29 protein-coding genes are annotated in these 26,802 nt (G+C 69.3%); 16 read left to right on the top strand and 13 right to left on the bottom strand.

Annotated elements, in window-relative coordinates:
- Positions 1 to 170: 170 nt before the first annotated feature.
- From ribA to G8A07_RS22285, 5 genes are all read right to left on the bottom strand, one after another.
- Entirely contained in the window at positions 171 to 791 is a 621-nt protein-coding gene (gene ribA / locus G8A07_RS22305; protein ID WP_195794142.1) for a GTP cyclohydrolase II, read from the bottom strand.
- 119 nt (positions 792 to 910) lie between these two features.
- On the bottom strand, positions 911 to 1,558 hold the full coding sequence (locus G8A07_RS22300) for a peroxiredoxin (RefSeq protein ID WP_195794141.1): 648 nt from the start codon (positions 1,556 to 1,558) through the stop codon (positions 911 to 913).
- Between the two features lie 31 nt (positions 1,559 to 1,589).
- On the bottom strand, positions 1,590 to 2,177 hold the full coding sequence (locus tag G8A07_RS22295) for an alpha/beta hydrolase (protein ID WP_195794140.1): 588 nt from the start codon (positions 2,175 to 2,177) through the stop codon (positions 1,590 to 1,592).
- A 16-nt stretch (positions 2,178 to 2,193) separates the two neighbouring features.
- On the bottom strand, positions 2,194 to 2,412 hold the full coding sequence (locus G8A07_RS22290) for a molybdopterin-binding protein (RefSeq protein WP_195794139.1): 219 nt from the start codon (positions 2,410 to 2,412) through the stop codon (positions 2,194 to 2,196).
- A 72-nt stretch (positions 2,413 to 2,484) separates the two neighbouring features.
- Positions 2,485 to 3,447, bottom strand: a complete 963-nt coding sequence (locus G8A07_RS22285) for a CysB family HTH-type transcriptional regulator (protein WP_195794138.1) — start codon at positions 3,445 to 3,447, stop codon at positions 2,485 to 2,487.
- A 162-nt stretch (positions 3,448 to 3,609) separates the two neighbouring features.
- On the opposite strand from G8A07_RS22285, the gene G8A07_RS22280 reads away from it, so the two are divergent.
- Positions 3,610 to 4,812, top strand: coding sequence for an MFS transporter (locus tag G8A07_RS22280; protein ID WP_195794137.1), 1,203 nt, complete (start codon positions 3,610 to 3,612; stop codon positions 4,810 to 4,812).
- 13 nt (positions 4,813 to 4,825) lie between these two features.
- Here G8A07_RS22280 and G8A07_RS22275 read toward each other — a convergent pair whose 3' ends face one another.
- The gene (locus tag G8A07_RS22275) at positions 4,826 to 5,227 is read right to left on the bottom strand and encodes a DoxX family protein (RefSeq protein ID WP_195794136.1); all 402 of its coding nucleotides are present in this window, start codon (positions 5,225 to 5,227) and stop codon (positions 4,826 to 4,828) included.
- 99 nt (positions 5,228 to 5,326) lie between these two features.
- Between G8A07_RS22275 and G8A07_RS22270 the strand changes: the two genes are divergently transcribed.
- Positions 5,327 to 6,037, top strand: coding sequence for an alpha/beta fold hydrolase (locus G8A07_RS22270; protein ID WP_195794135.1), 711 nt, complete (start codon positions 5,327 to 5,329; stop codon positions 6,035 to 6,037).
- 11 nt (positions 6,038 to 6,048) lie between these two features.
- On the opposite strand, the gene G8A07_RS22265 is transcribed toward G8A07_RS22270, so the two are convergent.
- Both G8A07_RS22265 and G8A07_RS22260 read right to left on the bottom strand, forming a co-directional pair.
- Positions 6,049 to 6,537: a glycine zipper 2TM domain-containing protein gene (locus G8A07_RS22265; protein WP_249937096.1), complete on the bottom strand. Its 489-nt coding sequence runs from the start codon at positions 6,535 to 6,537 to the stop codon at positions 6,049 to 6,051.
- A gap of 85 nt (positions 6,538 to 6,622) precedes the next feature.
- Positions 6,623 to 7,180, bottom strand: coding sequence for an HNH endonuclease (locus tag G8A07_RS22260; protein ID WP_195794134.1), 558 nt, complete (start codon positions 7,178 to 7,180; stop codon positions 6,623 to 6,625).
- Between the two features lie 271 nt (positions 7,181 to 7,451).
- On the opposite strand from G8A07_RS22260, the gene G8A07_RS22255 reads away from it, so the two are divergent.
- The 9 genes from G8A07_RS22255 to G8A07_RS22215 all read left to right on the top strand — a co-directional run bounded on the left by G8A07_RS22255 (position 7,452) and on the right by G8A07_RS22215 (position 17,303).
- Positions 7,452 to 8,186, top strand: a complete 735-nt coding sequence (locus G8A07_RS22255; protein ID WP_249937380.1) for a TetR/AcrR family transcriptional regulator — start codon at positions 7,452 to 7,454, stop codon at positions 8,184 to 8,186.
- Between the two features lie 21 nt (positions 8,187 to 8,207).
- Positions 8,208 to 9,998 carry an acyl-CoA dehydrogenase C-terminal domain-containing protein gene (locus G8A07_RS22250; protein ID WP_195794132.1) on the top strand — a complete coding sequence of 597 codons (1,791 nt, stop codon included), beginning with the start codon at positions 8,208 to 8,210 and terminating at the stop codon, positions 9,996 to 9,998.
- 53 nt (positions 9,999 to 10,051) lie between these two features.
- The gene (locus G8A07_RS22245) at positions 10,052 to 10,492 is read left to right on the top strand and encodes a DUF2147 domain-containing protein (RefSeq protein WP_195794131.1); all 441 of its coding nucleotides are present in this window, start codon (positions 10,052 to 10,054) and stop codon (positions 10,490 to 10,492) included.
- 12 nt (positions 10,493 to 10,504) lie between these two features.
- Positions 10,505 to 11,365: an alpha/beta hydrolase gene (locus G8A07_RS22240; RefSeq protein WP_195794130.1), complete on the top strand. Its 861-nt coding sequence runs from the start codon at positions 10,505 to 10,507 to the stop codon at positions 11,363 to 11,365.
- Between the two features lie 17 nt (positions 11,366 to 11,382).
- Entirely contained in the window at positions 11,383 to 13,779 is a 2,397-nt protein-coding gene (locus G8A07_RS22235) for a 3-hydroxyacyl-CoA dehydrogenase/enoyl-CoA hydratase family protein (protein WP_195794129.1), read from the top strand.
- 27 nt (positions 13,780 to 13,806) lie between these two features.
- On the top strand, positions 13,807 to 15,021 hold the full coding sequence (locus G8A07_RS22230) for an acetyl-CoA C-acyltransferase (protein WP_195794128.1): 1,215 nt from the start codon (positions 13,807 to 13,809) through the stop codon (positions 15,019 to 15,021).
- Positions 15,022 to 15,086: 65 nt separating this feature from the next.
- Positions 15,087 to 15,947 (top strand): alpha/beta fold hydrolase, encoded by an 861-nt coding sequence (locus tag G8A07_RS22225; RefSeq protein ID WP_195794127.1) that lies wholly within the window; start codon positions 15,087 to 15,089, stop codon positions 15,945 to 15,947.
- A gap of 10 nt (positions 15,948 to 15,957) precedes the next feature.
- Entirely contained in the window at positions 15,958 to 16,485 is a 528-nt protein-coding gene (locus G8A07_RS22220; protein WP_195794126.1) for a DUF1569 domain-containing protein, read from the top strand.
- 53 nt (positions 16,486 to 16,538) lie between these two features.
- The gene (locus G8A07_RS22215) at positions 16,539 to 17,303 is read left to right on the top strand and encodes an enoyl-CoA hydratase (protein ID WP_195794125.1); all 765 of its coding nucleotides are present in this window, start codon (positions 16,539 to 16,541) and stop codon (positions 17,301 to 17,303) included.
- 49 nt (positions 17,304 to 17,352) lie between these two features.
- On the opposite strand, the gene G8A07_RS22210 is transcribed toward G8A07_RS22215, so the two are convergent.
- Both G8A07_RS22210 and G8A07_RS22205 read right to left on the bottom strand, forming a co-directional pair.
- Positions 17,353 to 17,982, bottom strand: coding sequence for a phage tail protein (locus G8A07_RS22210; protein ID WP_249937095.1), 630 nt, complete (start codon positions 17,980 to 17,982; stop codon positions 17,353 to 17,355).
- A 37-nt stretch (positions 17,983 to 18,019) separates the two neighbouring features.
- Positions 18,020 to 18,826, bottom strand: coding sequence for a hypothetical protein (locus G8A07_RS22205; protein ID WP_195794124.1), 807 nt, complete (start codon positions 18,824 to 18,826; stop codon positions 18,020 to 18,022).
- 143 nt (positions 18,827 to 18,969) lie between these two features.
- Between G8A07_RS22205 and G8A07_RS22200 the strand changes: the two genes are divergently transcribed.
- Positions 18,970 to 19,587: a 3'-5' exonuclease gene (locus G8A07_RS22200; RefSeq protein ID WP_195794123.1), complete on the top strand. Its 618-nt coding sequence runs from the start codon at positions 18,970 to 18,972 to the stop codon at positions 19,585 to 19,587.
- Positions 19,588 to 19,683: 96 nt separating this feature from the next.
- The gene (locus G8A07_RS22195; protein ID WP_249937094.1) at positions 19,684 to 20,637 is read left to right on the top strand and encodes an NADPH:quinone reductase; all 954 of its coding nucleotides are present in this window, start codon (positions 19,684 to 19,686) and stop codon (positions 20,635 to 20,637) included.
- Positions 20,638 to 20,647: 10 nt separating this feature from the next.
- On the opposite strand, the gene G8A07_RS22190 is transcribed toward G8A07_RS22195, so the two are convergent.
- The 3 genes from G8A07_RS22190 to G8A07_RS22180 all read right to left on the bottom strand — a co-directional run bounded on the left by G8A07_RS22190 (position 20,648) and on the right by G8A07_RS22180 (position 22,711).
- A complete protein-coding gene (locus G8A07_RS22190) occupies positions 20,648 to 21,049 on the bottom strand; it encodes a cupin domain-containing protein (protein ID WP_195794122.1) in 402 nt (133 codons plus the stop codon).
- An 85-nt stretch (positions 21,050 to 21,134) separates the two neighbouring features.
- Positions 21,135 to 22,292: an FAD-binding oxidoreductase gene (locus G8A07_RS22185; protein ID WP_195794121.1), complete on the bottom strand. Its 1,158-nt coding sequence runs from the start codon at positions 22,290 to 22,292 to the stop codon at positions 21,135 to 21,137.
- A gap of 14 nt (positions 22,293 to 22,306) precedes the next feature.
- Positions 22,307 to 22,711 carry an acyl-CoA thioesterase gene (locus G8A07_RS22180; protein ID WP_195794120.1) on the bottom strand — a complete coding sequence of 135 codons (405 nt, stop codon included), beginning with the start codon at positions 22,709 to 22,711 and terminating at the stop codon, positions 22,307 to 22,309.
- A gap of 88 nt (positions 22,712 to 22,799) precedes the next feature.
- Between G8A07_RS22180 and G8A07_RS22175 the strand changes: the two genes are divergently transcribed.
- The 3 genes from G8A07_RS22175 (at position 22,800) to G8A07_RS22165 (ending at position 26,750) form a co-directional block, all read left to right on the top strand.
- Entirely contained in the window at positions 22,800 to 24,653 is a 1,854-nt protein-coding gene (locus G8A07_RS22175; protein ID WP_195794119.1) for an ABC transporter ATP-binding protein/permease, read from the top strand.
- 22 nt (positions 24,654 to 24,675) lie between these two features.
- The gene (locus tag G8A07_RS22170) at positions 24,676 to 25,593 is read left to right on the top strand and encodes a LysR substrate-binding domain-containing protein (RefSeq protein ID WP_195794118.1); all 918 of its coding nucleotides are present in this window, start codon (positions 24,676 to 24,678) and stop codon (positions 25,591 to 25,593) included.
- 263 nt (positions 25,594 to 25,856) lie between these two features.
- Positions 25,857 to 26,750 carry an amino acid ABC transporter substrate-binding protein gene (locus G8A07_RS22165; RefSeq protein ID WP_195794117.1) on the top strand — a complete coding sequence of 298 codons (894 nt, stop codon included), beginning with the start codon at positions 25,857 to 25,859 and terminating at the stop codon, positions 26,748 to 26,750.
- The last annotated feature ends 52 nt before the right edge of the window (positions 26,751 to 26,802 follow it).

Below are 26,802 nucleotides of genomic sequence, written 5' to 3'. Positions count from 1 at the left end.
GGGTAATCCGGGGCTTGAAATCCGGCGCTTCGCCCCAAAGCTTGGCGACATGCGCACGCCTCGAAACATCGGGCAACAAAGGCCGCGGTCGCGCGGCCGCGAGCGGGCGTAAAAAAACCGCCGCGCCAGCGGGCGGGGCGGTCGGATGCGGGGCGTCGCAGGCGGCCCGTCTAGGGAAGCATGTGGAGCTGGTGGCCCAGCTTCTCGCGCTTGGTCTTCAGGTAGCGGCCGCTTTCCTCATTGGACTCGACCTCATGGCCCTCGCGGGCCACCACCTCGATGCCGAGCTCGTGCAGCGCGGCGACCTTGAAGGGGTTGTTGCTCATCAGGCGCACCGACCGCACGCCCAGGTCGTGCAGGATGTCGGCCGCGGCGTCGAAGCGCCGGCTGTCGATCGGCAGGCCCAGGGCCAGGTTGGCCTCGACCGTGTCCAGCCCCTTGTCCTGCAGCGCATAGGCGCGCAGCTTCTGGCCCAGGCCGATGCCGCGGCCCTCATGGCCGCGCAGGTAGATCACGATGCCGCCCTCGGCCTCGATGCGCTCCAGCGCCAGCGCCAGCTGCTCGCCGCAGTCGCAGCGCAGCGAGCCGAGGATGTCGCCGGTGAAGCATTCCGAGTGCATGCGCAGCAGCACCTCGGGTTTGCCGGCCACCTCGCCCTTGACGATCACCACATGCTCGTCCGGATGGTCGGCGGCCTGGTAGACATGGACGATGAACTCGCCATGTTTGGTGGGCAGGCGGGCGCTGGAAATGCGTTGGACGCGGGCGGGGTTGACGGGGGTGGTGGTCACGCTGGAACAGCTCGGCAGGGCAATCTTCAGGCCCACATGGTAGCGCCGGCGCCGATGACCAGCCCCGGCAGGGGCTTGGTCGGCGGCCCGGCGCGGCCGAAAAGAGCCGCCGCAGCCGCTCAGGCCACGCGCTTGGGCAGGCTGGTGTAGCGTAGCCAGGGGCGCACCGCGTCGAAGCCCTGCGGGAATTTCTGCTGCAGCACGGCCGGGTCCTGGATCGAGGGCAGGATCACGACGTCGTCGCCGTCGCGCCAGTCGGCCGGGGTCGCGACGCCCTGGTATTCGGTCAGCTGCAGCGAGTCGATCACGCGCAGGATCTCGTCGAAATTGCGCCCGGTGCTGGCCGGGTAGGTGATGATCAGCCGCACCTTCTTGGCCGGGTCGATGATGAACAGCGAGCGCACCGTGGCCGTCGCGCTGGCGTTCGGGTGGATCAGGTCGTAGAGCTCGGAGACCTTGCGGTCGGCATCGGCCAGGATCGGGAAGTTGACCTCGGTGCCCTGGGTGTCGTTGATGTCGGCGATCCAGGCCTGGTGCTTGTCCAGCGGGTCGACCGACAGCGCGATCGCCTTCACATGGCGGCGCGCGAACTCGTCCTTCAGCTTGGCGGTGCGGCCCAGCTCGGTGGTGCAGACCGGCGTGAAGTCGGCCGGGTGCGAGAACAGCACGCCCCAGCTGTCGCCCAGCCAGGCGTGGAAATGGATGCGACCCTCGGTGGAGTCCTGTTCGAAGTCGGGCGCGATATCGCCCAGGCGCAGGCTCGGCATTGCTTTCTCTCTCTTCCTTGTTCGTATGGAGTCAGATCGCGAACGACCATTCGAGGACGCCGGCATGCACCGGCCGCTGCTGGCGCGCCGCGCGGGCCCGGGCCGATTCGACCCAGCGCTTGGCGAGCGGGAAGGGGCCGAAGCCGGACTCGCTGTTGATATGGCCGACATGGCCCAGGTTGGTGAAACCCGCGCCCCACCGGCGCGCCCAGCGCTCGGCGCTGGCGGCGCTCATCCAGGGATCGTTCTGGCTGGCGATCAGGGTGCTCGGGACATCCAGGCGCCGGCGCGGCAGCAGCTCGGCCAGGCCGAACTTGTCGGGCTCGGCCGGCGCGACGAACAGGGCCTGGCGCACCGGCGACTCGGGATGGTCGGCCAAGTGGCGCGCCAGCGCCAGGCAGCCGAAGCTGTGCGCCACCGCGATCCATTCCCCCTCGGGCGCGGTCTCCAGCGTGGTCTGGATGCGCTCGGACCAGCGTCCCAGGTCGGGCCGGCTGAAGTCGCGCTGCACGACGCGGCGCGCGTCGCGGTACTGCTGCTGCAGCCAGGTCTGCCAATGGGTGGCGCCGCTGTCGCGCAGGCCCGGGACGATCAAGAGGCGCGGGGCTTGGTAGGGCATGGCGCGGCTCCGGCTCTCAGAGGGTGGCGATCGAGACCTCGGTGGACTTGACCAGCGCGATCACTTCCTTGCCGGGGACCAGGCCCAGCTCCTTGACCGAGCGGGTGGTGATGACCGAGGTGACGATCAGGCCGGCCGGCGTGATCACGTCGACCTCCGAGACGACCGGCCCCTCGATGATCTCCTTGACGGTGCCGCGGAACTGGTTGCGCACATTGATGGCGGTGATGCTCATGGATGCTCTCTCCTGTGAGTCTTCAATGTAGGGTGGGGGCTTGCAGCGAGGAACGACCGCTTTCGCGCGAGCTCATGCGAATTCCGAGGAAGTCAGCAGCTGGCCGGCCAGCCGCGCCTCCTGCACCACGGCGCGCGTCAGCGGCGGCGCGAAGGTCTCGATGAAACTGTAGATGTAGTCGCGCAGATAGGCGTCGCGGCGCACCGCCAGCCGGGTCATGTTGTCGGCGAACAGATGGCGCGCGTCGATCGCGGCCAGGTGCTTGTCGCGCTCCTCGTCGTAGGCGATCGCGGCGACGATGCCGACGCCCAGGCCCAGGTCCACATAGGTCTTGATCACGTCGGCGTCCATCGCCACCAGCACCACGTTCAGCTCCAGGCCGGCGCGGCGGAAGGCCTCGTCGATATGCGAGCGGCCGGTGTAGCCGGTCTCGTAGGTGATGATCGGGAACTGCGCCAGGCGCTCCAGGGTCAGGACTTGCCCGGCCGCGGCTTCGCGCGCCAGCTGGTGGTCCGGCGGCACCACGACGCTGTGGGTCCAGCGGTAGCAGGGCAGGGCCACCAGCTCGTCGTACTGGGCCAGCGCCTCGGTCGCGACGCCGACATCGGCCTCGCCGTCCAGCAGCAGCTTGGCGACCTGCTGCGGCGATCCCTGCTGCATGTGCAGGGTCACGTCGGGATGGGCGGCGCGGAAGTCGCGCACCACCGGCGGCAGCGCGTAGCGCGCCTGGCTGTGGGTGGCGGCGATGCGCAGCGCGCCGCTGCCGGCGCGGGCGAAATCGTCGCCGGCGCGCTTCAGGTTCTCGGCCTCGTGCAGCAGGCGCTCGACGATCGGCAGCACATGGCGGCCCGGCTCGGTCAGGCCGGTCAGGCGCTTGCCGGCGCGCATGAAGATCTCGATGCCGAGCTCGTCCTCCAACTCGCGGATCTGGCGGCTGACGCCGGGCTGGGAGGTGTGCAGCGCATGCGCCACCTCGGTCAGGTTGAAGTCGCGGCGCTGAGCCTCGCGGACGGAACGGAGTTGCTGGAAGTTCACGAGTAAGGACTGTGTTTGTTATGCGTTTTCCAATTATTGGAAGCCGCCCCCGCCTTGTCCTCTAAGGAATTCTGCAAACGATATTCCGTGCCGCCGCGGGCGCACAGCGCCCCATGGCCCCTCTGGCCCACGGCCGGCGCATCCGCCCTAGCATCGCGGCGGATGAGCCTTCCGACCCCCGCCGAGCAGCGCCTGCAGCGCCGCGCGATCGCCTGTCTCGCCCTGGCCGCCTTCGGCAGTGGCATCGCGCTGCGCGTCAACGATGCGCTGCTGCCGCGCCTGGCCGGCGAGTTCGGCATCGACCTGGGCCGGGCGGCGCAGGTGATCAGCTGGTTCGCGATCGCCTACGGCCTGGCGCAGCTGCTGTTCGGCCCGCTGGGCGACCGGCTCGGCAAGTACCGTGTGATCGCCTGGGCCACCCTGGCCTGCGCGGCCAGCTCGGCCCTGTGCGCGCTGGCCGGCGGCTTCGAGGCGCTGCGCCTGGCGCGGGTGCTGGCCGGCGCGACCGCCGCGGCCATCATCCCGCTGGCGATGGCCTGGATCGGCGACGTCGTGGCCTATGAGCGCCGCCAGCCGGTGCTGGCGCGCTTCCTGATCGGGCAGATCCTCGGGCTGACGGTGGGTGTCTGGTTCGGCGGCTTCGCGGCCGACCACCTGGGCTGGCGGGTGCCGTTCTGGGGCCTGGCCGGCCTGTTCGCGGTGATCGGCCTGCTGCTGCTGGACATCGAGCGCCGGCTGCCGGACGCGGCCCGCCAGCGCCGCGTCGAGCCGGGCTCGGCGCTGACCCGCATGGCGCGCGACTTCGGCCGCATCCTGGCCCTGCCCTGGGCGCGGCTGATCCTCGCGACGGTGTTCCTGGAGGGGCTGTTCCTCTACGGCCCCTTCGCCTTCATCGCCTCGCATCTGCATGCGCAGTTCGGCCTCAGCCTGTCGCTGGCGGGCGGGCTGGTGATGCTGTTCGGCCTGGGCGGCTTCATCTATGCGCTGGGCGCGACCCGCATCGTGCCGCGCCTGGGCGAGGCGGGGCTGGCGCGCTGGGGCGGGGTGCTGCTGTTCCTGGCGCTGGCCAGCCTGGCCCTGAGCCCGCTGTGGTGGTGGGGCGGCGTGGCCTGCCTGCTGGCCGGCCTGGGCTTCTACATGCTGCACAACACCCTGCAGCTGAACGCCACGCAGATGGCGCCGGCGCAGCGCGGCGCGGCGGTGTCGGCCTTCGCGTCCTGCTTCTTCCTCGGCCAGTCGGCCGGCGTCGGGCTGGCCGGCCTGGCGGTCGGGCGTCTGGGTACCGGCTGGGTGCTGGGGCTGGGCGCCGCCGGCGTGCTGGCCGTGGGCCTGCATTTCGCCTGGCGGCGCCAGCGCCGCGCCTGAGATTCGGCCGAGGTCAGCGCTTGTCGACGCTCCAGGCGCCGGGTCCGAAGGCGGCCAGCAGCAGCAGGCCGCCGACCACCGCGATGTTCTTCATGAACAGCAGCTGCTGCACCATCTGCTGCTCGGGCGGCTTGGCCCAGTAGCCGTGGAACAGGAAGCTGGCGGCCAGGGTGAACAGGGCCAGGGCCAATGCGGCCCAGCGCGCCTTGAAGCCGGCGATCAGGGCCAGCCCGGCCAGCAGCTCGAAGGCGCCGACCAGCATCGCCAGCGGCGCGCTGGCCGGCAGGCCGGCGCTGGCCATGAAGGCGGCCGTGCCTTCGGCGCCGCTGATCTTGCCGGGGCCGGCCAGCACGAACATCAGGGCCAGCAGGATGCGGCCGATCAGGGCCAGCAGCGGGGTGAACGACGTGGGCATGGTGGCGTCTCCTTGTGAGGTGAGGGACGGAGCCAGCATAGACCCGGCCGCGGCACGGGTGTCTGCGGGCAAGACCTGACCCGCTATGCTGGGTCCATCATGCAAGATGCCACCCTCGTGCTGCTGCCCGGCCTGGGCTGCGATGCCCATGTCTGGGGCGCGCAACTGCCGGCGCTGGCGGCGCGGCTGCCGGTCTGGGTCTCGGACCTGCATTTCCACCACCCCAGCCTGGAGGCGATGGCCGCGGCGCTGCTGGCGCAACGGCCCGGGCCTCTGCTGCTGTGCGGCGCCTCGATGGGCGCGATGCTGGCGCTGCAGGTGCAGGCCCTGGCGCCGCGGCGGGTGCGCGGGCTGGCGTTGCTGGGCAGCTCGGCGCGGCCGGACGCGCCCGAGCGCCTGGCCCAGCGCGCCGAGGGCATTGCGGCGATGCGGGCCGGGCGCTTCGACGCGGTGATGCAGGCGAACCTGGACTTTGCGCTGCACGCGGGCGCCCGCGCCGATGCGGCGCTGGTGCAGGGCTTTCTGGCGATGCTGCAGCGCTGCGGGCCGGCCGAGCTGATCCGGCAGAACGAGCTGGTGACGCGGCGCGCCGATCTGCGGCCGCTGCTGGCCGGCGTGGACTGCCCGACCCGGGTGATGGGCGGGTTGGACGACCGGTTCACGCCGCCGGAGCAGGCGCGCGAGCTGGCCGCGGGCATCGCCGGCGCCGAGCTAAGCCTGCTGCCGGACTGCGGCCATATGCTGACCCTGGAACAGCCGCGGGCCGTGCTGGACGGCCTGCTGGGCTGGCTGGCGCGTTGCGGCGCCTGATCAGTGCTTGATCAGCTCTTGGAGTCGGCCGCCGGCGCGGTGATCGCCGGGGCGCGGGTGACGCGGGTCTTGCCGCCGGTGGTGACCAGGATCACGGCCTCGCCGGGGTTCAGGGTCTCGTTGCCCTTGGCCTGCACGATCGCGCGGCGCTCGCCGTTGCGCAGCTGCACCAGCACCTCGACCGCGGATTCACTGGTGACATTGCGCTCGATCACATTGCCCAGCGCCGCACCGGCCACCGCGCCCAGCACGCCGACGATCTGGCCCTCGCGCCGGCCGCCAACGCCGGAACCGGCCACCGCGCCGACCACGCCACCGGCCACCGCGCCGGCGCCGCTCTGCGAGCCGTCGACCGTGACCGGACGCACCGACAGCACGGTGGCGTCCTGCACCTGGGACAGGCGCTGCGCGTCGCCGCGCTGGATCACGTCGGGGCTGGTGGTGGAACAGGCGGCCAGGGCCAGCACGCTGGCGGCGATCAGAAGCTTGCGGGTCATCATGTGTAACTCTCCTCGGGCGAACAGCATGCCCAACGGACCCGATTGTGCGGCCGTTGACCGGGGCCGCCCGGCCTGCAACAACTCTTTACGCGTGCAGGCGGCTGCTGCGCGGCACGCTGGCGAGCAGGAATTCCATCTGGTCGGCCAGGATGCGGCGGCCGCGCAGGATCATGTCCTCGTGCAGGCTGGGCACATAGGGCAGGTACATCAGGCTCATGCGCGCCTCCTCGGGCAGGCGGCTGCCCTTGCGGCCATTGCAGCCGCGGCAGGCGGTGATGCAGTTCATCCAGCTGTCGGCGCCGCCGCGCGAGGTGGGCACGATGTGCTCGCGGGTCAGGTCGTCGACATGGAAGCTGTGGCCGCAGTAGGCGCAGACATAGCGGTCGCGCACGAACAGCTTGGGGTTGGAGAGCGCCGGGGTCTGGCGCCAGGCGCGGCTGGGGACGGTGCCGCGCACCGCGATGATCGGGTGCACCTCGATGCGGGACTGCATGCCGGTACGGCGCTGCAGGCCGCCGCGCATCACATGGCAGGGGTTGCCCAGAGTCCAGGCCACGCCGTCGCTGGCGTAGATCACGGCGGCGTCCTTGGTCGTGATCCAGGCTTGCGGCCGGCCGGAGACATCCAGTTGAAGAACATCCACAGCGTTGACCTCCAGGTCGCAGGGTACTGCATCCCAGGGTATCGACTCAAGTGCGCTAGCAGCATTCATGCCCGCTGTGCGGCCGGCGCCACGTCGTCAACAGGGTGTCATCGCAAAGCACCAGAGTTCTTGCCCGGCGCGGGCTTCTAGGCGGCCACCCCTAAAAAAGCCTTCACAAAGCGGCACGACTTTCTTGCGATTTCTGCAAAATAGAACGATCGTTCGTTTTATTATTCGGCTCCCGACGCCCAAGAAGCCCACCGTGTCCGCCCTGTCCGATCCGCAGCCCAAGACCCCTGCCGCCGATGCCGCCGCCGCCCGCCGTGGCGCGCGCTCGCTGCAGAAGGGCCAGCAGACCCGCGCCGTGATCCTGGAGGCGGCGCTGGGCCTGGCCTCGCACATGGGGCTGGAGGGCCTGTCGATCGGCGCGCTGGCCGACGTGACCAAGATGAGCAAGTCGGGCGTGTTCGCCCATTTCGGCTCGCGCGAGGAGCTGCAGATCGCGGTGGTGACCGAGTACCACGCCAAGTTCGAGGAAGAGGTGTTCTTCCCGGCGATCCGCGAGCCGCGCGGCCTGCCGCGCCTGCGCGCGCTGTACGAGCGCTGGGTGCGACGCGTCTCGGTCGAGATCGACTCGGGCTGCATCTACATCAGCGGCGCGGTCGAGTTCGACGACCGGCCCGGCCCGGTGCGCGACGCGCTGGTGACCATGGTCAAGGCCTGGCACGCGGCGCTGGAGAAAGCGATCGTGCTGGCCAAGCAGGCCGGCCATCTGCGCACCGACGCCGATGTGGACCAGATCCTGTTCGAGCTGCACGGCCTGATCCTGTCGCTGCACCATGACGCGCGCTTCATGCGCCGCCCCGGCGCGCTGGCGCGCGCGGGCGTCGGCTTCGAGCGCATCGTGAATTTCTATGCCACGCCCGAAGGCCTGCAGGCCGGCAGCGCGGCACCCGCCCCCAAATCCGCCGCTGCTGCGAAGAAGTCCCAGCGCAGCGCCACCTGAACCCAAACCGAGGAGTAAGAGATGCCCCAGTACAACCCGCCGCTGCGCGACATGAAGTTCGTGATGCACGAGCTGCTGAACGTGGTCGACGAGCTGAAGCTGCTGCCCGCCCATGCGGACATCGACGCCGACACCATCAATGCGGTGCTGGAAGAGGGTGGCAAGTTCGCCTCGGAAGTGATCGCGCCGCTGAATCTCTCGGGCGATGCCGAGGGCTGCAAGCTGGACAAGAGCACGCATGAGGTCACGACGCCCAAGGGCTTCAAGGAAGCCTACAAGCAGTACGTGGAAGGCGGCTGGCCCGCGCTGTCCTGCGACCCCGCGCATGGCGGCCAGGGCCTGCCGGTGATGCTGAACCAGTGCCTGTACGAGATGATGAACTCGGCCAACCAGGCCTGGACCATGTACCCGGGCCTGAGCCATGGCGCCTACGAGGCCCTGCATGCCCATGGCACGCCGGAGCAGAAGGCGACCTACCTGCCCAGGCTGACCAGCGGCGAATGGACCGGCACCATGTGCCTGACCGAGCCGCATTGCGGCACCGACCTGGGCCTGCTGCGCAGCAAGGCCGAGCCGCTGCCGGACGGCAGCTACAAGATCACCGGCCAGAAGATCTTCATCTCGGCCGGCGAACATGACATGGCCGACAACATCATCCACCTGGTGCTGGCCCGCCTGCCGGACGCGCCCGAGGGCTCGAAGGGCATCTCGCTGTTCGTGGTGCCGAAGTTCAAGGTCAATGCCGACGGCAGCCTGGGCGAGCGCAACCCGATCTACTGCGGCGGTCTCGAGCACAAGATGGGCATCCATGGCAACGCCACCGCGCAGATGATCCTGGACGGCGCCGTCGGCACCCTGGTGGGCCAGCCGAACAAGGGCCTGGCCGCGATGTTCGTGATGATGAACGCCGCCCGCCTGGGTGTGGGCAACCAGTCGCTGGGCCTGACCGAGGTGGCCTACCAGAATGCCGTGATCTACGCCAAGGACCGCATCCAGATGCGCGCGCTGTCGGGCCCGAAGGCGCCGGACAAGCCGGCCGACCCGATCATCGTGCACCCCGATGTGCGCAAGATGCTGCTGACCGCCCGCGCCTATGCCGAGGGCGGCCGCGCGCTGGCGACCTATGTGGCGCTGACCCTGGACAAGGCCCTGGCCTCGGACGACGAGGACGAGCGCAAGGAAGCCGACGCCGAGGTCGCGCTGCTGACCCCGATCATCAAGGCCTTCATCACCGACAACGGCTGGATCGCCACCTCGCACTGCATGCAGGTGTATGGCGGCCATGGCTTCATCCACGAGTGGGGCATGGAGCAGTTCGTGCGCGACGCGCGCATCAACATGATCTACGAGGGCACCAACACGATCCAGTCGCTGGACCTGCTGGGCCGCAAGATCCTGGCCAACAACGGCGCGACCCTGAAGAAGTTCGGCAAGAAGATCGCCGAGTTCGTCGAGGAGGAAGGCGTCAACGAGGCGATGCAGGAATTCGTCAACCCGCTGGCCGACATCGGCGACAAGGTCACCAAGCTGACCACCGAGATCGGCATGAAGGCCTTCCAGAACCCCGACGAGGTGGGCGCCGCCGCGGTGGACTACCTGCGCGTCGTCGGCCATCTGACCTTCGCCTATTTCTGGGCCCGCATGGCCAAGATCGCGCTGGAGAAGAAGGACTCGGGCGATCCTTTCTACACCGCCAAGCTCTCGACGGCGCGCTTCTATTTTGCGAAGCTGCTGCCCGAGACGGCCGGCCTGATCCGCAGCTGCCGCGCCGGCCTGGCGCCGCTGATGGAAATGGACGAGGCGCTGTTCTAAGCAAAACCACAAGCCGGCCGCTCGCCCACACCGCCAACCAAGGAGACAAACCGATGAAATCGCTGATTGCCGCCACCACCCTGAGCCTGTTCGCAGGCGTCGCCCTGGCCCAGGCCACGCCCACCGGGCTGTGGAAGACCATCGACGACGAGACCAAGCAGGAGAAGTCCCTGGTGCGCATCAGCGAGGCCGGCGGCGTCTTCAGCGCCAAGATCGAGAAGCTGATGGATCCTGCCAAGCAGGACGCCAAGTGCGACAAGTGCACCGACGAGCGCAAGGACCAGTCCCTGCTGGGCCTGACCATCCTGCGCAATGTCAAGAAGAGCAGCGGCGACGCCGATCTGTGGGACGGCGGCGACATCCTCGACCCGAAGGACGGCAAGGTCTACAAGGTGCGCCTGAAGCCGGTCGACGGCGGCAAGAAGCTCGAGGTGCGCGGCTATGTCGGCATGCCGATGCTGGGCCGCACCCAGACCTGGATCCGCGTCGAGTAAGGCGGGGCCGCGATGGGTGAATATGCAGGTCGCGGCTGGGGCGCCCTCACGGGCGGTCACGCCGGTGCGCGCTGGTTCTGGCACCGGCAGCTGAAGAAGCCCTTCTTCGGGCGCTTCATGAAGCCCTGGCGCTGGCCCGGCGCGGTCGACGCGGCGCTCTGGCTGCGCGTGCAGATCGCCAGCGGCAGCCAGGCGCGCCTGGCCGCGGTGCTGCGCGAGACCCGGCTGCTGCCGGCACGCGGCGTCGTGGTCTGCGCCCATCCGATGGGCCTGGCCAGCAAGGGCTTCTGGCTGCGCAACGGCCATGCCGCGCGCCTGCTGGAGGCGGGCTTTCATGTGCTGGCCTTCGATTTCAACGGCTTTGGCGAGAGCGAGTCGACCAACTTCGACTGGCCGGCCGATGTCGTGGCCGTGGGCCAATGGGCGCGCCAGCGCTATCCGGGCCTGCCGGTGCATGCGCTGACCGCTTCCTTCGGCGCGATGAACATCATCAACGCGATGCCGCGCGCGGACTTTCCCTTCGAGCGCATCGTCGCCGAGGGCTGCGCGCCGAATCTGCCGATGTTCTGGAAGGCCTACCCCTTCGCCCATGCGGTGCTGCAGCTGGGGCGCCACCTGGCCCCGACCGCGGAGCGCCGCCTGCGGCCGGAGCTCGCGATCCGGCAGATGCCGGCTGGCAGCCGGCTGCTGCTGATCCACAGCCGCGGCGACCGCTGGACGCCGGTGGCCCATGGCGACCGGCTGGCCGCGGCGGCACCGGCCGGCGCCGCCGTCATGCGCCTGACCCTGGAGCGCGCCGACCATACCCATGGCCTGCGCGACGAGCCCGAGGCCTGGTGGCCGGCGGTGCGCGATTTTCTTTTTTCCGCTTGATAGTCATTGGAGTAACCATGAGTCGATTCCAAGTTCGCAAAGTCGCCGTGCTCGGCGCTGGCGTGATGGGCGCGCAGATCGCTGCGCACCTGGTCAACGTCAAGGTGCCGGTCGTGCTGTTCGACCTGCCTGCCAAGGAAGGTCCGAAGAACGGGATCGTCGGCAAGGCCGTTGAGGGCCTGAAGAAGCTCAAGCCCGCGCCGCTGGGCGTGGCGGAGAACGCCGCGCTGATCCAGCAGGCGAATTACGAGGAACACCTCGAGGTTTTGCGCGACTGCGACCTGATCATCGAGGCCATCGCCGAGCGCATGGACTGGAAGCTGGATCTGTACACCAAGATCGCTCCCTTCGTGGCGCCGCATGCGATCGTCGCGTCCAACACCTCGGGCCTGTCGATCACCAAGCTCAGCGAAGTGCTGCCGGAGGCTATCAAGCCGCGCTTCTGCGGCATCCACTTCTTCAACCCGCCGCGCTACATGTACCTGGTCGAGCTGATCAACACGCCGACCACGCGTCCGGAAGTGATCGACCAGCTGGAGAGCTTCGTCACCAGCGCGGTCGGCAAGGGCGTCGTGCGCGCCAATGACACGCCCAACTTCGTCGCCAACCGCGTCGGCATCGCCGGCATGATGGCCACGATGATCGAGGCCGAGAAGTTCGGCCTGTCGGTCGATGTGGTCGACGACCTGACCGGCAAGAAGCTGGGCCGTGCTTCCTCGGGCACCTTCCGCACCGCCGACGTGGTGGGCCTGGACACGATGGCCCATGTCGTCAAGACCATGCAGGACAACCTGAAGGACGACCCCTTCTATTCGACCTACGCCACGCCCAAGGTGCTGGCCGGCCTGATCGAGAAGGGGGCGCTGGGCCAGAAGAGCGGCGCCGGCTTCTACAAGAAGGTCGGCAAGGACATCCAGCGCCTGGACTTCGCGACCGGCGAATACGTTGCCGGCGGCAAGAAGGCCGACGAGATCGTCGCGCGCATGCTAAAGAAGCCGGCCGCGGACCGCATCAAGCTGCTGCGCGAATCGAGCAACCCGCAGGCTCAGTTCCTGTGGTCCATCCTGCGTGACTCCTTCCAGTACGTGGCCGTGCACCTGGATACCGTGGCCGACACAGCGCGTGAGATCGACTTCGCGATGCGCTGGGGCTTCGGCTCGCAACAGGGCCCGTTCGAGCTGTGGCAGGCCGCCGGCTGGAAGCAGGTGGCGGAATGGGTCAAGGCCGACATCGACGCCGGCAAGACCCTCTCCAGCGCGCCGCTGCCCGCCTGGGTGTTCGAAGGCCCGGTGGCCGAGAACGGCGGCGTGCACAGCGCCAATGGTTCCTGGAGCGCCGCCGAGGCCAAGTTCAAGCCGCGCGCCAAGCTGCCGGTCTATGAGCGCCAGGCCTTCCCGGAAAGCCTGGTCGGCGAGGGCGCCGTGGCCGCGCTGAAGGCCGGCACCGAGGAGTTCAAGAACGAGGAAGTGCGCGTCTGGTCGCTGGACGGCGAGGTGCTGATCGCCTCGATCGACTGCAAGCTGCACCTGATCAGCCCGACCGTGACCGAGGGCCTGTTGAAGGCCGTCGAGATCGCCGAGGCCAAGTACAAGGGCCTGGTGATCTGGAGCCCGGACGACGTGTTCTCCGCCGGCGCCAACCTGGAAGCGCTGATGCCGGTCTTCATGACCAAGGGCGCCAAGGGCATCGCCCCGGAAGAGAAGAAGCTGCAGGACATGATGCTGCGCATCCGCTACGCCAATGTGCCGGTGGTCGCCGCGATGCGCGGCCTGGCCCTGGGCGGCGGCTGCGAGCTGGCGGTGCATTGCGCCCGCCGCGTCGCGCATATGGAGTCCTATGTCGGCCTGGTGGAAGTGGGCGTCGGCCTGATCCCGGGCGGCGGCGGCCTGACCTATATCGCGCGCCGCGCCGCCGAGATGGCCGCGGCCGGCAATGCCAACGCCGACATCTTCGCCTTCCTGAAGGACGGCTTCACCAGCGCCGCGATGGCCAAGGTGGCGACCTCCGCGCTGGAAGCGCAGAAGCTGGGCTACCTGCTGGACAGCGACATCATCGTGCCGAACAAGGACGAGCTGCTGTTCGTCGCCTCGGCCCAGGTCAAGGCCATGGCCGACTCCGGCTACCGCGCGCCACTGAAGGCCAAGTTCCCGGTCGCGGGCCGCTCCGGCATCGCCACCGTGAAGGCGCAGCTGGCGAACATGCGCGATGGTGGCTTCATCAGCCAGCATGACTTCCACCTGGCCGCGCTGATCGCCGACGTGCTGTGCGGCGGCGAGGTCGAGGCCGGTGCCCTGGTCGACGAGGAATACCTGATGGCGCTGGAGCGCAAGCATTTCTGCTCGCTGCTGGAGCACCCGAAGACCCAGGAACGCATCATGGGCATGCTGCAGACCGGCAAGCCGGTGCGCAACTGATCAGGCGGCCCCACAAGGAATCACATCATGAGCAAGCAAGTTCAAGAAGCTTACATCTGCGCCGCCACCCGCCTGCCGATCGGCAAATCGGGCCGCGGCTATTTCAAGAACACGCGCCCGGACGAGATGCTGTCGCGCGTGATCCAGGCCGCGCTGGCCCAGGTGCCGGGTCTTGACCCCAGCGTGATCGAGGACGCGATCATCGGCTGCTCCTTCCCCGAGGGCGAGCAGGGCATGAACATCGCCCGCGTGGCCGCGGTGCTGTCGGGCCTGCCGAACACGGTGGGCGGCGTGACGATCAACCGCTACTGCGCCTCCGGCATCACCGCCCTGGCGATGGCGGCGGACCGCATCCGCGTCGGCGAAGCCGAGGTGATGATCGCCGGCGGCGTCGAGTCGATGTCGATGGTGCCGATGGGCGGCAACAAGCCCAGCTTCCCGCCCGCGATCTTCGAGCGCGACGAGAACATCGGCCTGGCGTACGGCATGGGCCTGACCGCCGAGAAGGTGGCCGAGAAGTGGAAGGTCTCGCGCGAGGACCAGGACGCCTTCTCGCTGGAATCGCACCGCCGCGCGCTGGCCGCCATCGAGGCCGGTCACTTCAGGGACGAGATCACGCCCTTCGAGGTGATCGATCGCCAGCCCGACCTGAGCGGCGACGGCGTGATCACCAGGAAGCGCGTCGTCGACATCGACGAAGGCCCGCGCAAGGACACCTCGCTGGAAGGCCTGGCGAAGCTCAAGCCGGTGTTCGCCGCCAAGGGCAGCGTCACCGCCGGCAACAGCTCGCAGACCTCGGACGGCGCCGGCGCGCTGATCGTGGCCTCGGAAGCCGCGGTCAAGCGCTTCGACCTGAAGCCGCTGGCCCGCTTCGTCAGCTTCACCGTGCGCGGCGTGCCGCCCGAGATCATGGGCATCGGCCCGATCGAGGCCATCCCCGCCGCGCTGAAGCTGGCCGGCATCAGCGCCGCCGACCTGGGCTGGATCGAGCTGAACGAGGCCTTCGCCGCGCAGTCGCTGGCCGTGCTGAACGACCTGGACAGCAAGGGCATCGTGCTGGACCGCAGCAAGGTGAACCCGAACGGCGGCGCGATCGCGCTGGGCCACCCGCTGGGCGCCACCGGCGCGATCCGCGCGGCTTCGGTCATCCATGGCCTGCGCCGCACCGGCGCCAAGTACGGCATGGTGACCATGTGCGTCGGCGCCGGCCAGGGCGCAGCCGGCATCATCGAGCGCCTGTAAGCGTTCGATCGCAGGCGCGGCTCCGGCCGCGCTTGCCGTCTTGATTCCAGCGCAGGGAGTCCGCGATGAGCATCATCAGCTTTGCAGCGACCGACGGTTTCGAACTGAAGGGCCATTGCTACGGCGATGCGGCCACGGCCAAGGCCGGGCTGCTGATCGCGCCGGCGATGGGCGTCGAGCAGCGCTACTACGCGGACTTCGCGCGCTGGATGGCGGCGCAGGGCTGGCTGGTGCTGAGCTTCGATTACCGCGGCATGGGCGCCTCGCGCCCGGCCGCGATGCAGCGCTCGCTGAAAGGCCTGGATGCGGACATCCGCACCTGGGCCGAGCGCGATGCCAGCGCGGCGCTGGACGAGCTGTCGCGCCGGCTGGGCGGTGAGCACAAACCCATCCACTGGCTGGGCCACAGCCTGGGCGGCCAGATCCTCGGCCTGCTGCCGAACCGCGCGCGCGTCAGCCGCGCGGTCACCGTGGGCTGCGGCAGCGGCTACTGGCGCGAGAACAGCGCGGGCCTGAAGCGCTATGTCTGGTGGCTCTGGTATGTGCTCGTGCCGCTGGCGCTGCCGCTGTTCGGCTATTTCCCGGGCCGCAAGCTGCGCAAGGTCGGCGACCTGCCGAAGGGCGTGATGGCGCAATGGCGGCGCTGGTGCCTGGACCCCGGCTACATGATGGGCGAGGGCGGCGAGGCGCTGCGCGCGCAGTACGCGGCGCTGGCGACGCCGATGCTGTCGCTGGCTTTTACCGACGACGAGTTCATGTCGCGCCGCAATACCGAATCGCTGCACGGCTTCTATGCCGGCGCCCGGCCCGAGCTGCGCCGCATCGCACCCAAGGACGTGGGCGTGCGCCGCATCGGCCATTTCGGTTTCTTTCGCCGCGGTTTCGAATCCAGCCTGTGGCCGCAGGTGCCCGCCTGGCTGGCCTGAGCTGCTTGCGATGCGACGCCGCCAGCTGCTGATCGCCGCGAGCGCCCCCCTGGGCCTGAGCGGCTGCGCGGGCGCGCTGTCGCCCGGCTTTGCCGGCTGGCCGCAGGCGCGCGAATCGGTGCTGGAGCTGCTGATGCGCCAGCATCATCTGGCGCATGAGCAATGGAGCTTGGCGCAGATGCTGCAGCATGCGGCGCAGAGCATCGAGTTCTCGATGCAGGGCTATCCGGAGCCCAAGGGCGCGCTGTTCCAGCAGACCCTCGGCCGCGCCGCCTTCGCCTGGTTCGACGCGCGCGGCCAGATGAGCCACAACCTGGCCGAACCCATCCCCGGCGCGCCGGCGCTGGATCCCCGGCAGAGCCTGCGGGCCTCGGTGCAGCGCCTGCTGGATGCGATGGACGCCTTCGCGACGCACAAGGGGGCGTTGCGGCCGCATTTCGCCTATGGCGAGCTGAGTCGTGCCGAATACCAGCGCGCCCATCTGATGCATCTGGCCAACCACTGGACCCAGGTGCAGGCGCTGACCGCCACGGCCTGATGAAGCCGCGGGCTGCCCCGACAATCACACCCATTCCCACAGGAGACCCCGACATGAGCATCAAGACCGCGATCGTCAACGGCGTGGCCGGCATCGAAATCGCCCGACCCGAGAAGAAGAACGCGCTGACCGGCGACATGTACCAGCAGATGGCCGATGCCATCAACGCCGCCGCCGGTGCTGGCGAGGTGCGCGCCATCCTGATCTACGGCCAGCCCGGCATCTTCACCTCCGGCAACGACCTGGAGGACTTCATGGCCCGCCCGCGCACCGGCGACGATGCGCCGGTGTTCCAGTTCATGCGCGCGCTGCTGGCCTGCGAGAAGCCGGTGATCGCCGCGGTGACCGGCGCCGCGATCGGCATCGGCACCACCCTGCTGCTGCATTGCGACTTCGTCTATGTGGCCGACGATGCCCGCCTGGCGATGCCCTTTGTCGCGCTGGGCCTGGTGCCGGAGTTCGGCTCCAGCCTGCTGGTGCCGCAGCTGATGGGCAATCGCCGCGCGGCCGAGAAGCTGCTGCTGGGCGACCCCTTCACCGGCGAGCAGGCGGTGGAATGCGGCATCGCCAACGCGGTGCTGCCGTCCGGCGAGGTGGTCAACCATGCGCGTCGCGTCGCCGAGCGCTTCAACACCCTGGCGCCCAGCGCGGTGCGCGAGAGTAAGCGCCTGATGCGCGCGCCGCAGCGCGAGGCCGTGAACGAGGCGATCAAGACCGAGGCGGATATCTTCAGCGGGCGCCTGCGCAGCCCCGAGGCGATGGAGGCCTTCCAGGCCTTCTTCCAGAAGCGCCAGCCGGACTTCAGCAAGTTCGAGTAAGAAGGAGCCGATCGGGGCGCCGTGCATCGCGGCACCCCCGGTGCCGGGCTTAGTTGCGCGAGGGGAAGATGCCCTCGATCGCGATGCAGTAGCGCAGGCCCAGATAGGGGTCGCGGATCGAGAAGGGCTGGCCGTTGCCGGCGCTGCCGACCGTGATCGCGCTGGCGCTCATATTGGTGTCGGGCCCCGCGCTGCTGTAGACATTGGAGCGCGCCAGCTTGGCCGAGACCGCGCCGGCCGGGCTGTCGGTGTTGCCGGCGGCGCTGCTGCCGCGCAGCTGGGCGCCGTGGCTGTGCGCGGGCATCTGCGCCACCGTCAGCTGGGCCGTCTCCTGGCCGCCGACCTGGCCGAGGTCGATCGGGCCCAGTCCCGGCCCGGTGCCGCTGCCGAGTGGCACGCGTCCGCGCAGGTCGGGCAGCGCGAAGGTGACCCGGCCGTCGCCGCCGTAGGTGGTGCCCAGCAGCGAGAACAGCGCCGTGTTCTGGGCGATCGACAGGATCTGCCCGGACGCATCGGCAAAGCCGCGCGGGCAGAAGTTGTAGGGCACCAGGCAGATCGAGCCCAGCAGCGGCTCGGCGGAGCAGGCCTGGGCCGGCGCGGCCGCGATCATCAGGCCCAGGCCGAGCGCCAGGCTCTGCAGGGGGCGGACCAGGGACGAGGGGAGGGGCTGGTTCATCATGACGCGCACTACCTTTCTTGCGTTGCCGACGAGGATGTCAGGGAAGCGGGTGGTGGCGGCGCAGCGCCCAGGCTCCGCTCAGCAGGCCCAGCAGCGCCAGCGGCAGGCTGCCGGGCAGTGGCAGCTCGTTGGGGCCGCCGCTGCTGCGCACCTCCTCCAGCAGGATCGAACTGGCCAATGTCGCGCCATAGCTGCCGGCGCCGTCGCCGAAGGCGCCGCCGCGCTGGCGCTGCAGCGCGCTGAGCGTGGTGCTCTGGCCGGGCGCCAGCACGATGGTGAAGCTGTCGTCGAGGCTCTGCAGCTCGAAGTTGGAGCCGGGGTTGAGCGTGTCGGCGCGGTAGTCGCTGAAGAACAGCTCGTTCAGCCCCGCATCCTTGACGCTCAGGTCCGAGAAGGCGAAGGCGTCCGCGCCGCTGGCCTGCACCGCATTGCGCGCGGAGACCCGGAACAGCAGGGTGAAGGTGTCGGTGGCCGAGCTGTTGACCAGGCTCAGCAGATAGTCGGCGAACAGGCCATCGGTCTGCACATCGGCGCCGTCATTGGTGCTGCCGGACATCGAGAAGCTCAGGCCGAGGCTGTCGCCGGTCTGCAGCAGGGCGCCGCTGAGGCTGCTGGGCGACATGCTGCCGGGCAGATTGCTGAAGCCGGCGCTGCCGGGGCTGCCATTGCTGTGGAAGAAGGAACCGGACTGGCTGGCACCGCCGACCGGGTCCAAGGAGTTGGCCGTGTCCAGCGCCACCGAGGCGGTGATGCTGAGCCCGGAGGGCACCGGGGCGGCCTGGGCGTTCAGCAGGCTCAAGGCCAGGCCGGCGCCGAACAACAAGCGAGCGACTGCGTACTTCATGCTTGCTTCTCCCTGAAGGCGGTACGGCGCCGCGCCGCATAATGTGTGCCCACGGGAAAAAACGTCGTGGAAACAAGGCCTTGGTGTGGGCCGCCCGAGGCGCCACCGGGCCGGATGTAAAACCCGCCGACAGACTCGCGACGATGATGGACCGACCCCTGCCGTTCGAACAACGGCCCACGCCCGAACAGATCGCGGCCCTGCCACCCTATCCGGCGCTGGCGCCGGGCCAGATCCAGCTGCTGCGCGAGCCCGCGCAGTTCGCGGCCGCCGAGCACGCGCTGCGCGCCGCCGGCCATGTGGGCTTCGATACCGAGAGCAAGCCGGTCTTCGTCGCCGGCGCGCCGCAGACCGGGCCCGACGTGGTGCAGTTCGCGACCCGGGAGCAGGCCTTCATCGTGCAGACGAGCCTGCCCGGCGCGGAGGACTTCCTGCGCGCGGTGATCGAGTCGGACGAGATCGTCAAGGTCGGCTTCGGCCTGGCCTCGGACCGGCCGCAGCTGCAGCGCCGCTTCGGCCTGCGCCTGGGCGCGTCCATCGACCTCTCGTACAGCGTGCGGCGCCTGGGCTTCAAGCAGGCCGTCGGCCTGAAGGCGGCGGTGGCGATCGTGCTGGGCCAGCGCATGAGCAAGTCCAAGAAGGCCACCACCTCCAACTGGGCCAACCCGCGCCTGACGCCGCAGCAGCTGCAGTACGCGGCCAACGATGCCCATGCCTCGCTGCTGATCTACGAGGCCCTGCGCAAGCGCTCGGCCTGTTGACGGCCTGACGCACAGCGGTTCAGGATCAAGCTCCTGACAGCTGATGCGGCAAGGTCGACATGCAGGCAGCCTGGTGTTCGCGCAACGGCGCGGCAGGTGCTGGAGCTTGGCGAACTGCCACGACCCGAGCCGGGGCCGGGCGAGGTACGGGTGCGGCTGCGCAGCTCCGGCGTCAACCCTTCGGACGTCAAGACCCGGCAAGCCCGGCCGCTGGACGGGCCCCTGGTCGTGCCGCACAGCGATGGCGCGGGGCTGATCGACTCGGTCGGCGCCGGCGCCGGCGCCGGCGTCTCGGCGCGGCGAATCGGCGAGCGGGTCTGGCTCTGGAACGCGCAGTGGCGGCGCACCCTGGGCACGGCGGCCGAGTATGTGGCCCTGCCCGAGGCGCAGGCCGTGCCGCTGCCCGATACGGTGGACGATGCGGCGGGGGCCTGCCTGGGCATCCCGGCGATGACCGCCTTTCACGCCGTCGAGCGCCTGGGCGAGTTGGCGGGCCAGACGGTGCTGGTGATCGGCGCCTCGTCCTCGGTCGGCCATTACGCCGCCAAGCTGGCCGCGCAGGCCGGCGCGCGGGTGATCGGCACGGTGGGCTCCGCGGCCAAGGCCGTGCATGCCGAGCGGGCCGGCGTCGCCGCCACGATCGACTACAAGCGCGAGGCGGTCGGCGCGCGCCTGCTGGAGCTGACGGCGGGGCGCGGCGTCGACGCCATCATCGACACGGACTTTGCCTCCACGGTGCACCTGCTGTCGGAGGGCGTGCTGCGCCCGCATGGGCAGCTGGTCAGCTACGGCTCGAACAGCTATGCCGAGATCCCGATTCCCTACCGCCAGCTGCTGTTCGGCTCGATCGGCCTGCAGCTCTTCCTCGTCTACGAGCTGAGCCCGGCGGCGCGCGAGGCCGCCGTGGCGGGGCTGGGCCGGCTGCTGGTGCAGGGCCGGTTGCAGCACACGATCGGCGGGCGCTGGCCGCTGGCCGGCATCGCGGCCGCGCATGAGGCCGTCGAGCAGGGCGCGCTGATCGGCAATGCGATCCTCGAGATCGCGCCCTAGATCGGCTGTCTCAGGGATCGTTGACGGTCGGGTGCTCCGCCGGCATCAGGATCTCCAGCAGCTCGCAGTCGTCCGACCAGCCGACCACGGTGTGGCGGATGCTGGGCGGCTGCACCCAGCAGGAGCCAGCCAGCAGGCGATGCCGGCCCTGGCCCTCGAACTCGGTCTCGAACCAGCCCTTCAGGCAGTAGACCATCTGGAACTGGACCTCGTGATGGTGGCGCAGGCTCAGTTCCGGCCGGAACGGCGCGACCATGCGGATCACATGCGCCCGCACCAGGCCGCTTGTCGCCTCCGCGGTGCCGAGATCGCGGTAGGTCGAATAGCTGCGCAGGCCGCCACCCTTGAAGGCCGCCTCGTCATGATGGCTGACGACGAAATGCTGCGGGCGGCCGAATGCTGGAGTGTCCATACGGGTCTCCCGGGGAGGATCGGTGATCGATCAGACTACGCGGTGGCGCGGCTGGCAAGCCCCAGCAGCCGGGGCCGGCGGGCGCTCAGATCACATTGAGCTCGAGATAGGGGCGCCCGGCCGCGATGCGGTCGGGTGTCAGCGGCGCCAGGTCCAGACTCTGGTAGGCGCCGCAGGCGATCCACTCGGCCAGGCCGCGGCCGATGCCCGGTGCATGCTGCAGCCCATGGCCCGAGAAGCCGCAGGCCAGCAGCAGGTTCGGACAGGCCGCCAGCGGGCCGACCAGGCCGTTGTGGTCGAAGCCGTTCATCTCGTAATAGCCGGCCCAGGCGCGCTGCTGGCGCAGGCTCTCGAAGCCGGGCACGCGCGCGGCCAGTGCCGGCCACAGGCGCTGCTCGAAGAGCTCGGGCTCCGGGTCCAGCGGCAGGTCGGCGGGATCGGCCGCGTCCAGCGGCGGGCCGCCACAGATGAACTGGCCATGGGCGCCCTCGGGGCGGAACCAGAGGCCGGACGGGTCGATCACCAGCGGGCAGCCGGCGGCGCGCTCCGGCGTGTGGAAGGCGTAGACGCTGCGCCGCTTGGCCTGCACCGGCACGGCCAGGCCCGCGGTGGCGGCCAGCGCGCCGGACCAGGCGCCGCAGGCCAGCACATAGAGATCGGCCTGCAGCAGGGCGCCGTCGCGGCCACGCACGCCCGCTAGCGCGCCGCTAGCCTCGCGCTCCAGCGCGGCGGCCTCGGCCGGCAGATAGCGCACGCCCGCGGCCAGGGCCCGGCGGCGGAAATGCTGCAGCAGGCCCCAGCCGTCGAACCAGCCCTCGCCGCTGCGGCCCCAGGCGCCCAGGGTCAGGTCTTGCGTGTGCAGCCAGGGCCAGCGCGCGGCCAGCGCGGCGGGCTCCAGCAGCTCGATGTCGGCGCCCAGTCCGGCCTGCAGTGCCCGCTGGCGGGCCAGCTGCTCGGCGCCGGCCGCGCTGCCGGCCAGGTAGAGATAGCCTTGCTCGACCAGGGCCGCCTGAGGGCCCAGCTCGCGCAGCACCTGCAGCCCGTACTGGGACAGCGCGATGTTCAGCGGGGTCGAGAACTGCTGGCGGATCGAGGCGGCCGAGCGGGCCGAGGAGGCGAGGGCATAGCCCGGGTCGCGCTCCAGCACCGTGATCTCGAAGCGCGCGGGCGCGAGCGCGGCCAGATGGGCCGCGACGGCGCTGCCGATGGCGCCGCCGCCGAGGATCAGGACGCTGCGCCGCATCGCGCCGCGCTGTTTCAGGCCGGGTTGGCGAAGGCGCGGGGCTTGCCCTCGCGGTCGATCGCCACATAGGTCAGGTTGGCCTCGGTGACCTTGACCACATGGGGATTGGCGGGGTCGCGCTCGGCGACCACCTCGACATGCACGGTGACCGAGGTGCGGCCGACGCGGGTGACCTGGGCGTAGAAGCTCAGCAGGTCGCCGACCGAGACCGGCTGCTTGAAGATGAATTCGTTGACGGCCACGGTGGCGACGCGGCCGCGCGAGATGCGCGCCGGCAGCACCGAGCCGGCCAAGTCGACCTGGGCCATGATCCAGCCGCCGAAGATATCGCCGTTGGCATTGGCGTCGGCCGGCATCGGCATCACGCGCAGCACCAGTTCGCGCGGGGAGGCGGGGGCTTGTTGGACTTGTTCGGACATGAAAGGGGGATCCCGGTGAGAATGGCTTTTTACTCTTGTTCTGCCCGGCATTTTCCCTGATTGCCGCCGTCCTCCCAAGCAAAAACACATGCGACAAGCCAGCCGCCGCGCCAGCCCCCTGCTGCCTCCCGCCACCGCCGAGGGCGCGCCAGCCGCGGCGCGCTCCGACTGGGCCACGATCGCCAAGCTGCTGCCCTATCTGTGGCGTTACCGCTGGAGGGTCGGGCTGGCGCTGGGCTTCATGCTGGCGGCCAAGCTCAGCAATGTTGGCGTGCCGGTGCTGCTGAAGTCGCTGGTGGACAGCCTGAGCCTGAAGCCCGGCGACCCGCAGGCACTGCTGGTGGTGCCGCTGAGCCTGCTGCTGGCCTATGGGGCGCTGCGCCTGTCGACCTCGCTGTTCACCGAGGCGCGCGAGCTGATCTTCGCGAAGGCCACCGAGGGCACGGCACGCTCGATCTCGCTGCAGGTGTTCCGCCATCTGCACGCCTTAAGCCTGCGCTTTCACCTGGAGCGCCAGACCGGTGGCATGACGCGCGACATCGAGCGCGGCACCCGCGCGGTTCATTCGCTGATCTCCTATTCGCTCTACAGCATCGTGCCGACCCTGATCGAGGTGGTGCTGGTGCTGGGACTGCTGGCCTACAAGTTCGACGCCTGGTTCGCCTGGATCACGCTCGGCGCGCTGGTGTTCTACATCGGCTTTACCGTGATCGTGACCGAATGGCGCACCAAGTTCCGGCGCCGGCTCAACGAGCTCGACTCGGTGGCGCACAGCAAGGCGATCGACTCGCTCTTGAACTACGAGACGGTCAAGTACTTCAACAACGAGGACTTCGAGGCGGGCCGCTACGACGAGAGTCTGGAGCAGCTGCGCCGCACCCAGCTGAAGGCGCAGAGCACCCTGGCCTTCCTGAACAGCGGCCAGCAGCTGATCATCGCGCTGGCCCTGGTGGCGATGCTGTGGCGCGCGACCCAGGGCGTGGTGGCGGGCACGATGACCCTGGGCGACCTGGTGATGGTGAACGCCTTCATGATCCAGCTCTACATCCCGCTGAACTTCCTGGGCGTGATCTACCGCGAGATCAAGCAGAGCCTGACCGACCTGGACAAGATGTTCGGCCTGCTGGAGCGCGAGCGCGAGGTGGCCGATGCGCCCGACGCCGCGGCGCTGCGGGTGGAGGGGGCGGCGGTGCGCTTCGAGCATGTCGACTTCGCCTACGAGGCGGCGCGCCCGATCTTGAAGGACCTGAGCTTCGAGATCCCGGCCGGCAAGAAGGTGGCGGTGGTCGGCCCCAGCGGTTCGGGCAAGAGCACCCTGGCGCGGCTGCTGTACCGCTTCTACGACGTCGATGCCGGCCACGTCACGATCGACGGGCAAGACATCCGCGCGGTGAGCCAGGGCTCGCTGCGGCGCGCGATCGGCATCGTGCCGCAGGACACGGTGCTGTTCAACGACACGGTGGCCTACAACATCGCCTACGGCCGGCCCGGCGCCACGCCCGAGGAGATCGAGGCGGCGGCGCGCGCGGCGCATATCCACGACTTCATCGCCGCGATGCCGCGCGGCTACGAGACCATGGTGGGCGAGCGCGGGCTCAAGCTCAGCGGCGGCGAGAAGCAGCGCGTCGCGATCGCGCGCACCCTGCTGAAGAATCCGCCGCTCTTGATCTTCGACGAAGCCACCTCGGCGCTGGACTCGCGCAACGAGCGCGCGATCCAGGCCGAGCTGGAGGCGGTGGGGCGCAACAAGACGGTGCTGGTGATCGCGCACCGGCTCTCCACCATCGTCGACGCGCACGAGATCCTGGTGATGGAGGCCGGCCGCATCATCGAGCGCGGCCACCATGCGCAGCTGCTGGCGCTGGACGGGCGCTATGCGCAGATGTGGCGGCTGCAGCAGGCCGGCGGGGACGAGGCGGGCAGCCCGCGGCCGGCGGTCTGAGCGGCGCGGCTACACTGCCCGCGTGGAAACCAAATGGCTTGAAGACTTCGTCAGCCTGGCGGAGACGCGCAGCTTTTCGCGCTCCGCACAGCTCAGACATGTGACCCAACCGGCGTTCTCGCGCCGCATCCAGGCGCTGGAGGCCTGGGCCGGGGTGGATCTGGTGGACCGCAGCTCCTATCCGACGCGGCTGACCGCCGCCGGCGAGACCCTGCTGGACCAGGCGATCGAGATCCTGGGCAGCCTGCAGGCGACGCGCAATATGCTGCGCAGCCACCAGGCGGCCGGGCAGGACATGATCGAGTTCGCGGTGCCGCATTCGCTGGCCTTCAGCTTCTTCCCGCATTGGCTGATGGACCTGCGCCAGCGCTTCGGCGCGGTCAAGAGCCGGCTCAATGCGCTGAACGTGCACGACGCGATGCTGCAGCTCAGCGAGGGCAACTGCGACCTGCTGCTGGTCTATCACCATGCCAGCCAGCCGCTGCAGCTGGACCCGGAGCGCTACGAGATGGCCTCGCTGGGCGTCGAGACCCTGGCCGCCTATGCCAAGGCCGACCCGCAGGGGCGGCCGCTGTTCGGCCTGCCGGGCCATCCGGGCCAGAAGATCCCCTTCCTCGCCTATGCCTCGGGCGCCTACCTGGGCCGGCTGGTGGAGCTGATCGTCAAGGATTCGCCGACCGCGCTGAACCTGGACGCGATCTACGAGACCGACATGGCCGAGGGCCTGAAGGCGATGGCGCTGGAGGGCCATGGCGTGGCCTTCCTGCCGGCCAGCTCGGTCAAGAAGGAGCTGAAGTCGCGCCGCCTGGTGCAGGCGACCGAGCCCGGCGAGTACGAGCTGAGCATGGAGCTGCGCATCTACCGCGAGCGGCCGGAAGTCGCGCGGCGCAGCAAGCCGGCGGCGCTGGCGCTGTGGGAGTTCCTTACCCAGCGCGCCTGAGCTTCGGTCTCGGTATTTACCCGAGGTGGTCATGTCGCTGCGGCATCGGGCCGGCCAGAATCGGCATTGGGCGACAATCGCCCCTGCGGCTAGAGTGCGGCGCTTGTTTGCGTAGCGCCCCGCTGGATTGGGCGCAGATCTTGCAAATAAGATGGACGGTCGCCGCTGGGGCGGCGCAAATGCGTAGAAATGCGTACATCGCACGAAGTGGGCTCATGGTCTGCTTCGCGCTCTGAGAACCGATCTTGAACGAGGAGCTCCCTATGAAGAAGACATTGCTTGTGCTGGCCGTCGCGGCCGCTGCCGGTGTGGCGCATGCCGATGACACGCTGAAGAAGATCAAGGACAGCGGCGCGGTCACCATGGGCGTGCGCGAATCTTCCGGCGCGCTGTCTTACACCCTGGGCGACGGCAAGTATGTCGGCTATCACGTCGAGATCTGCCAGAAGGTGCTGGCCGATGTGCAGAAGCAGCTGGGCCTGGCCAAGCTGGACATCAAGTACCAGCCGGTCACCTCGCAGAACCGCATCCCGCTGGTGCAGAACGGCACCGTCGACATCGAGTGCGGCTCGACCACCAACAACACCGCCCGCCAGAAGGACGTGGCCTTCGCCGTCACCACCTTCGTCGAGGAAGTGCGCATCGCCGTCAAGGCCAACTCGGGCATCACGAATATTGCCCAGCTGAACGGCAAGACCATCGCCACCACCACCGGCACGACCTCGGTGCAGACCCTGCGCAAGCATGAGCGCGCCACCGGCGTGGACTTCAAGGAAGTGTTCGGCAAGGACCATGCCGACAGCTTCCTGCTGATGGAATCGGGCCGTGCCGACGCCTTCGTGATGGACGGCGCGATCCTGGCCGGCAATATCGCCAAGGCCAAGAACCCGGCCGAGTTCAAGATCGTCGGCGAGGTGCTGTCGGTCGAGCCGATCGCGATCATGATCCGCAAGGACGACCCCGCGTTCAAGAAGGCCGTCGACGACAGCATCAAGGCCCAGATGAAGTCGGGCGACCTCGCCAAGCTGTGGAACAAGTGGTTCGAACAGCCCATCCCGCCGGCCAACACCAAGGTCGGCATGCCCGCCAACGAGAACACCAAGGCGGCCTGGGCCAACCCGAACGACAAGCCGATGGAAGATTACGCCAAGAGGTAAGCCGGGCGTTTACTGAAGGCTAAGGGGCCGCCCGGCCGAGTTCGGGCGGCCT

Source organism: Roseateles sp. DAIF2 (genome assembly GCF_015624425.1).
GTDB lineage: Bacteria > Pseudomonadota > Gammaproteobacteria > Burkholderiales > Burkholderiaceae_C > Kinneretia.
This window is presented reverse-complemented; position numbering and strand designations above follow the sequence as displayed.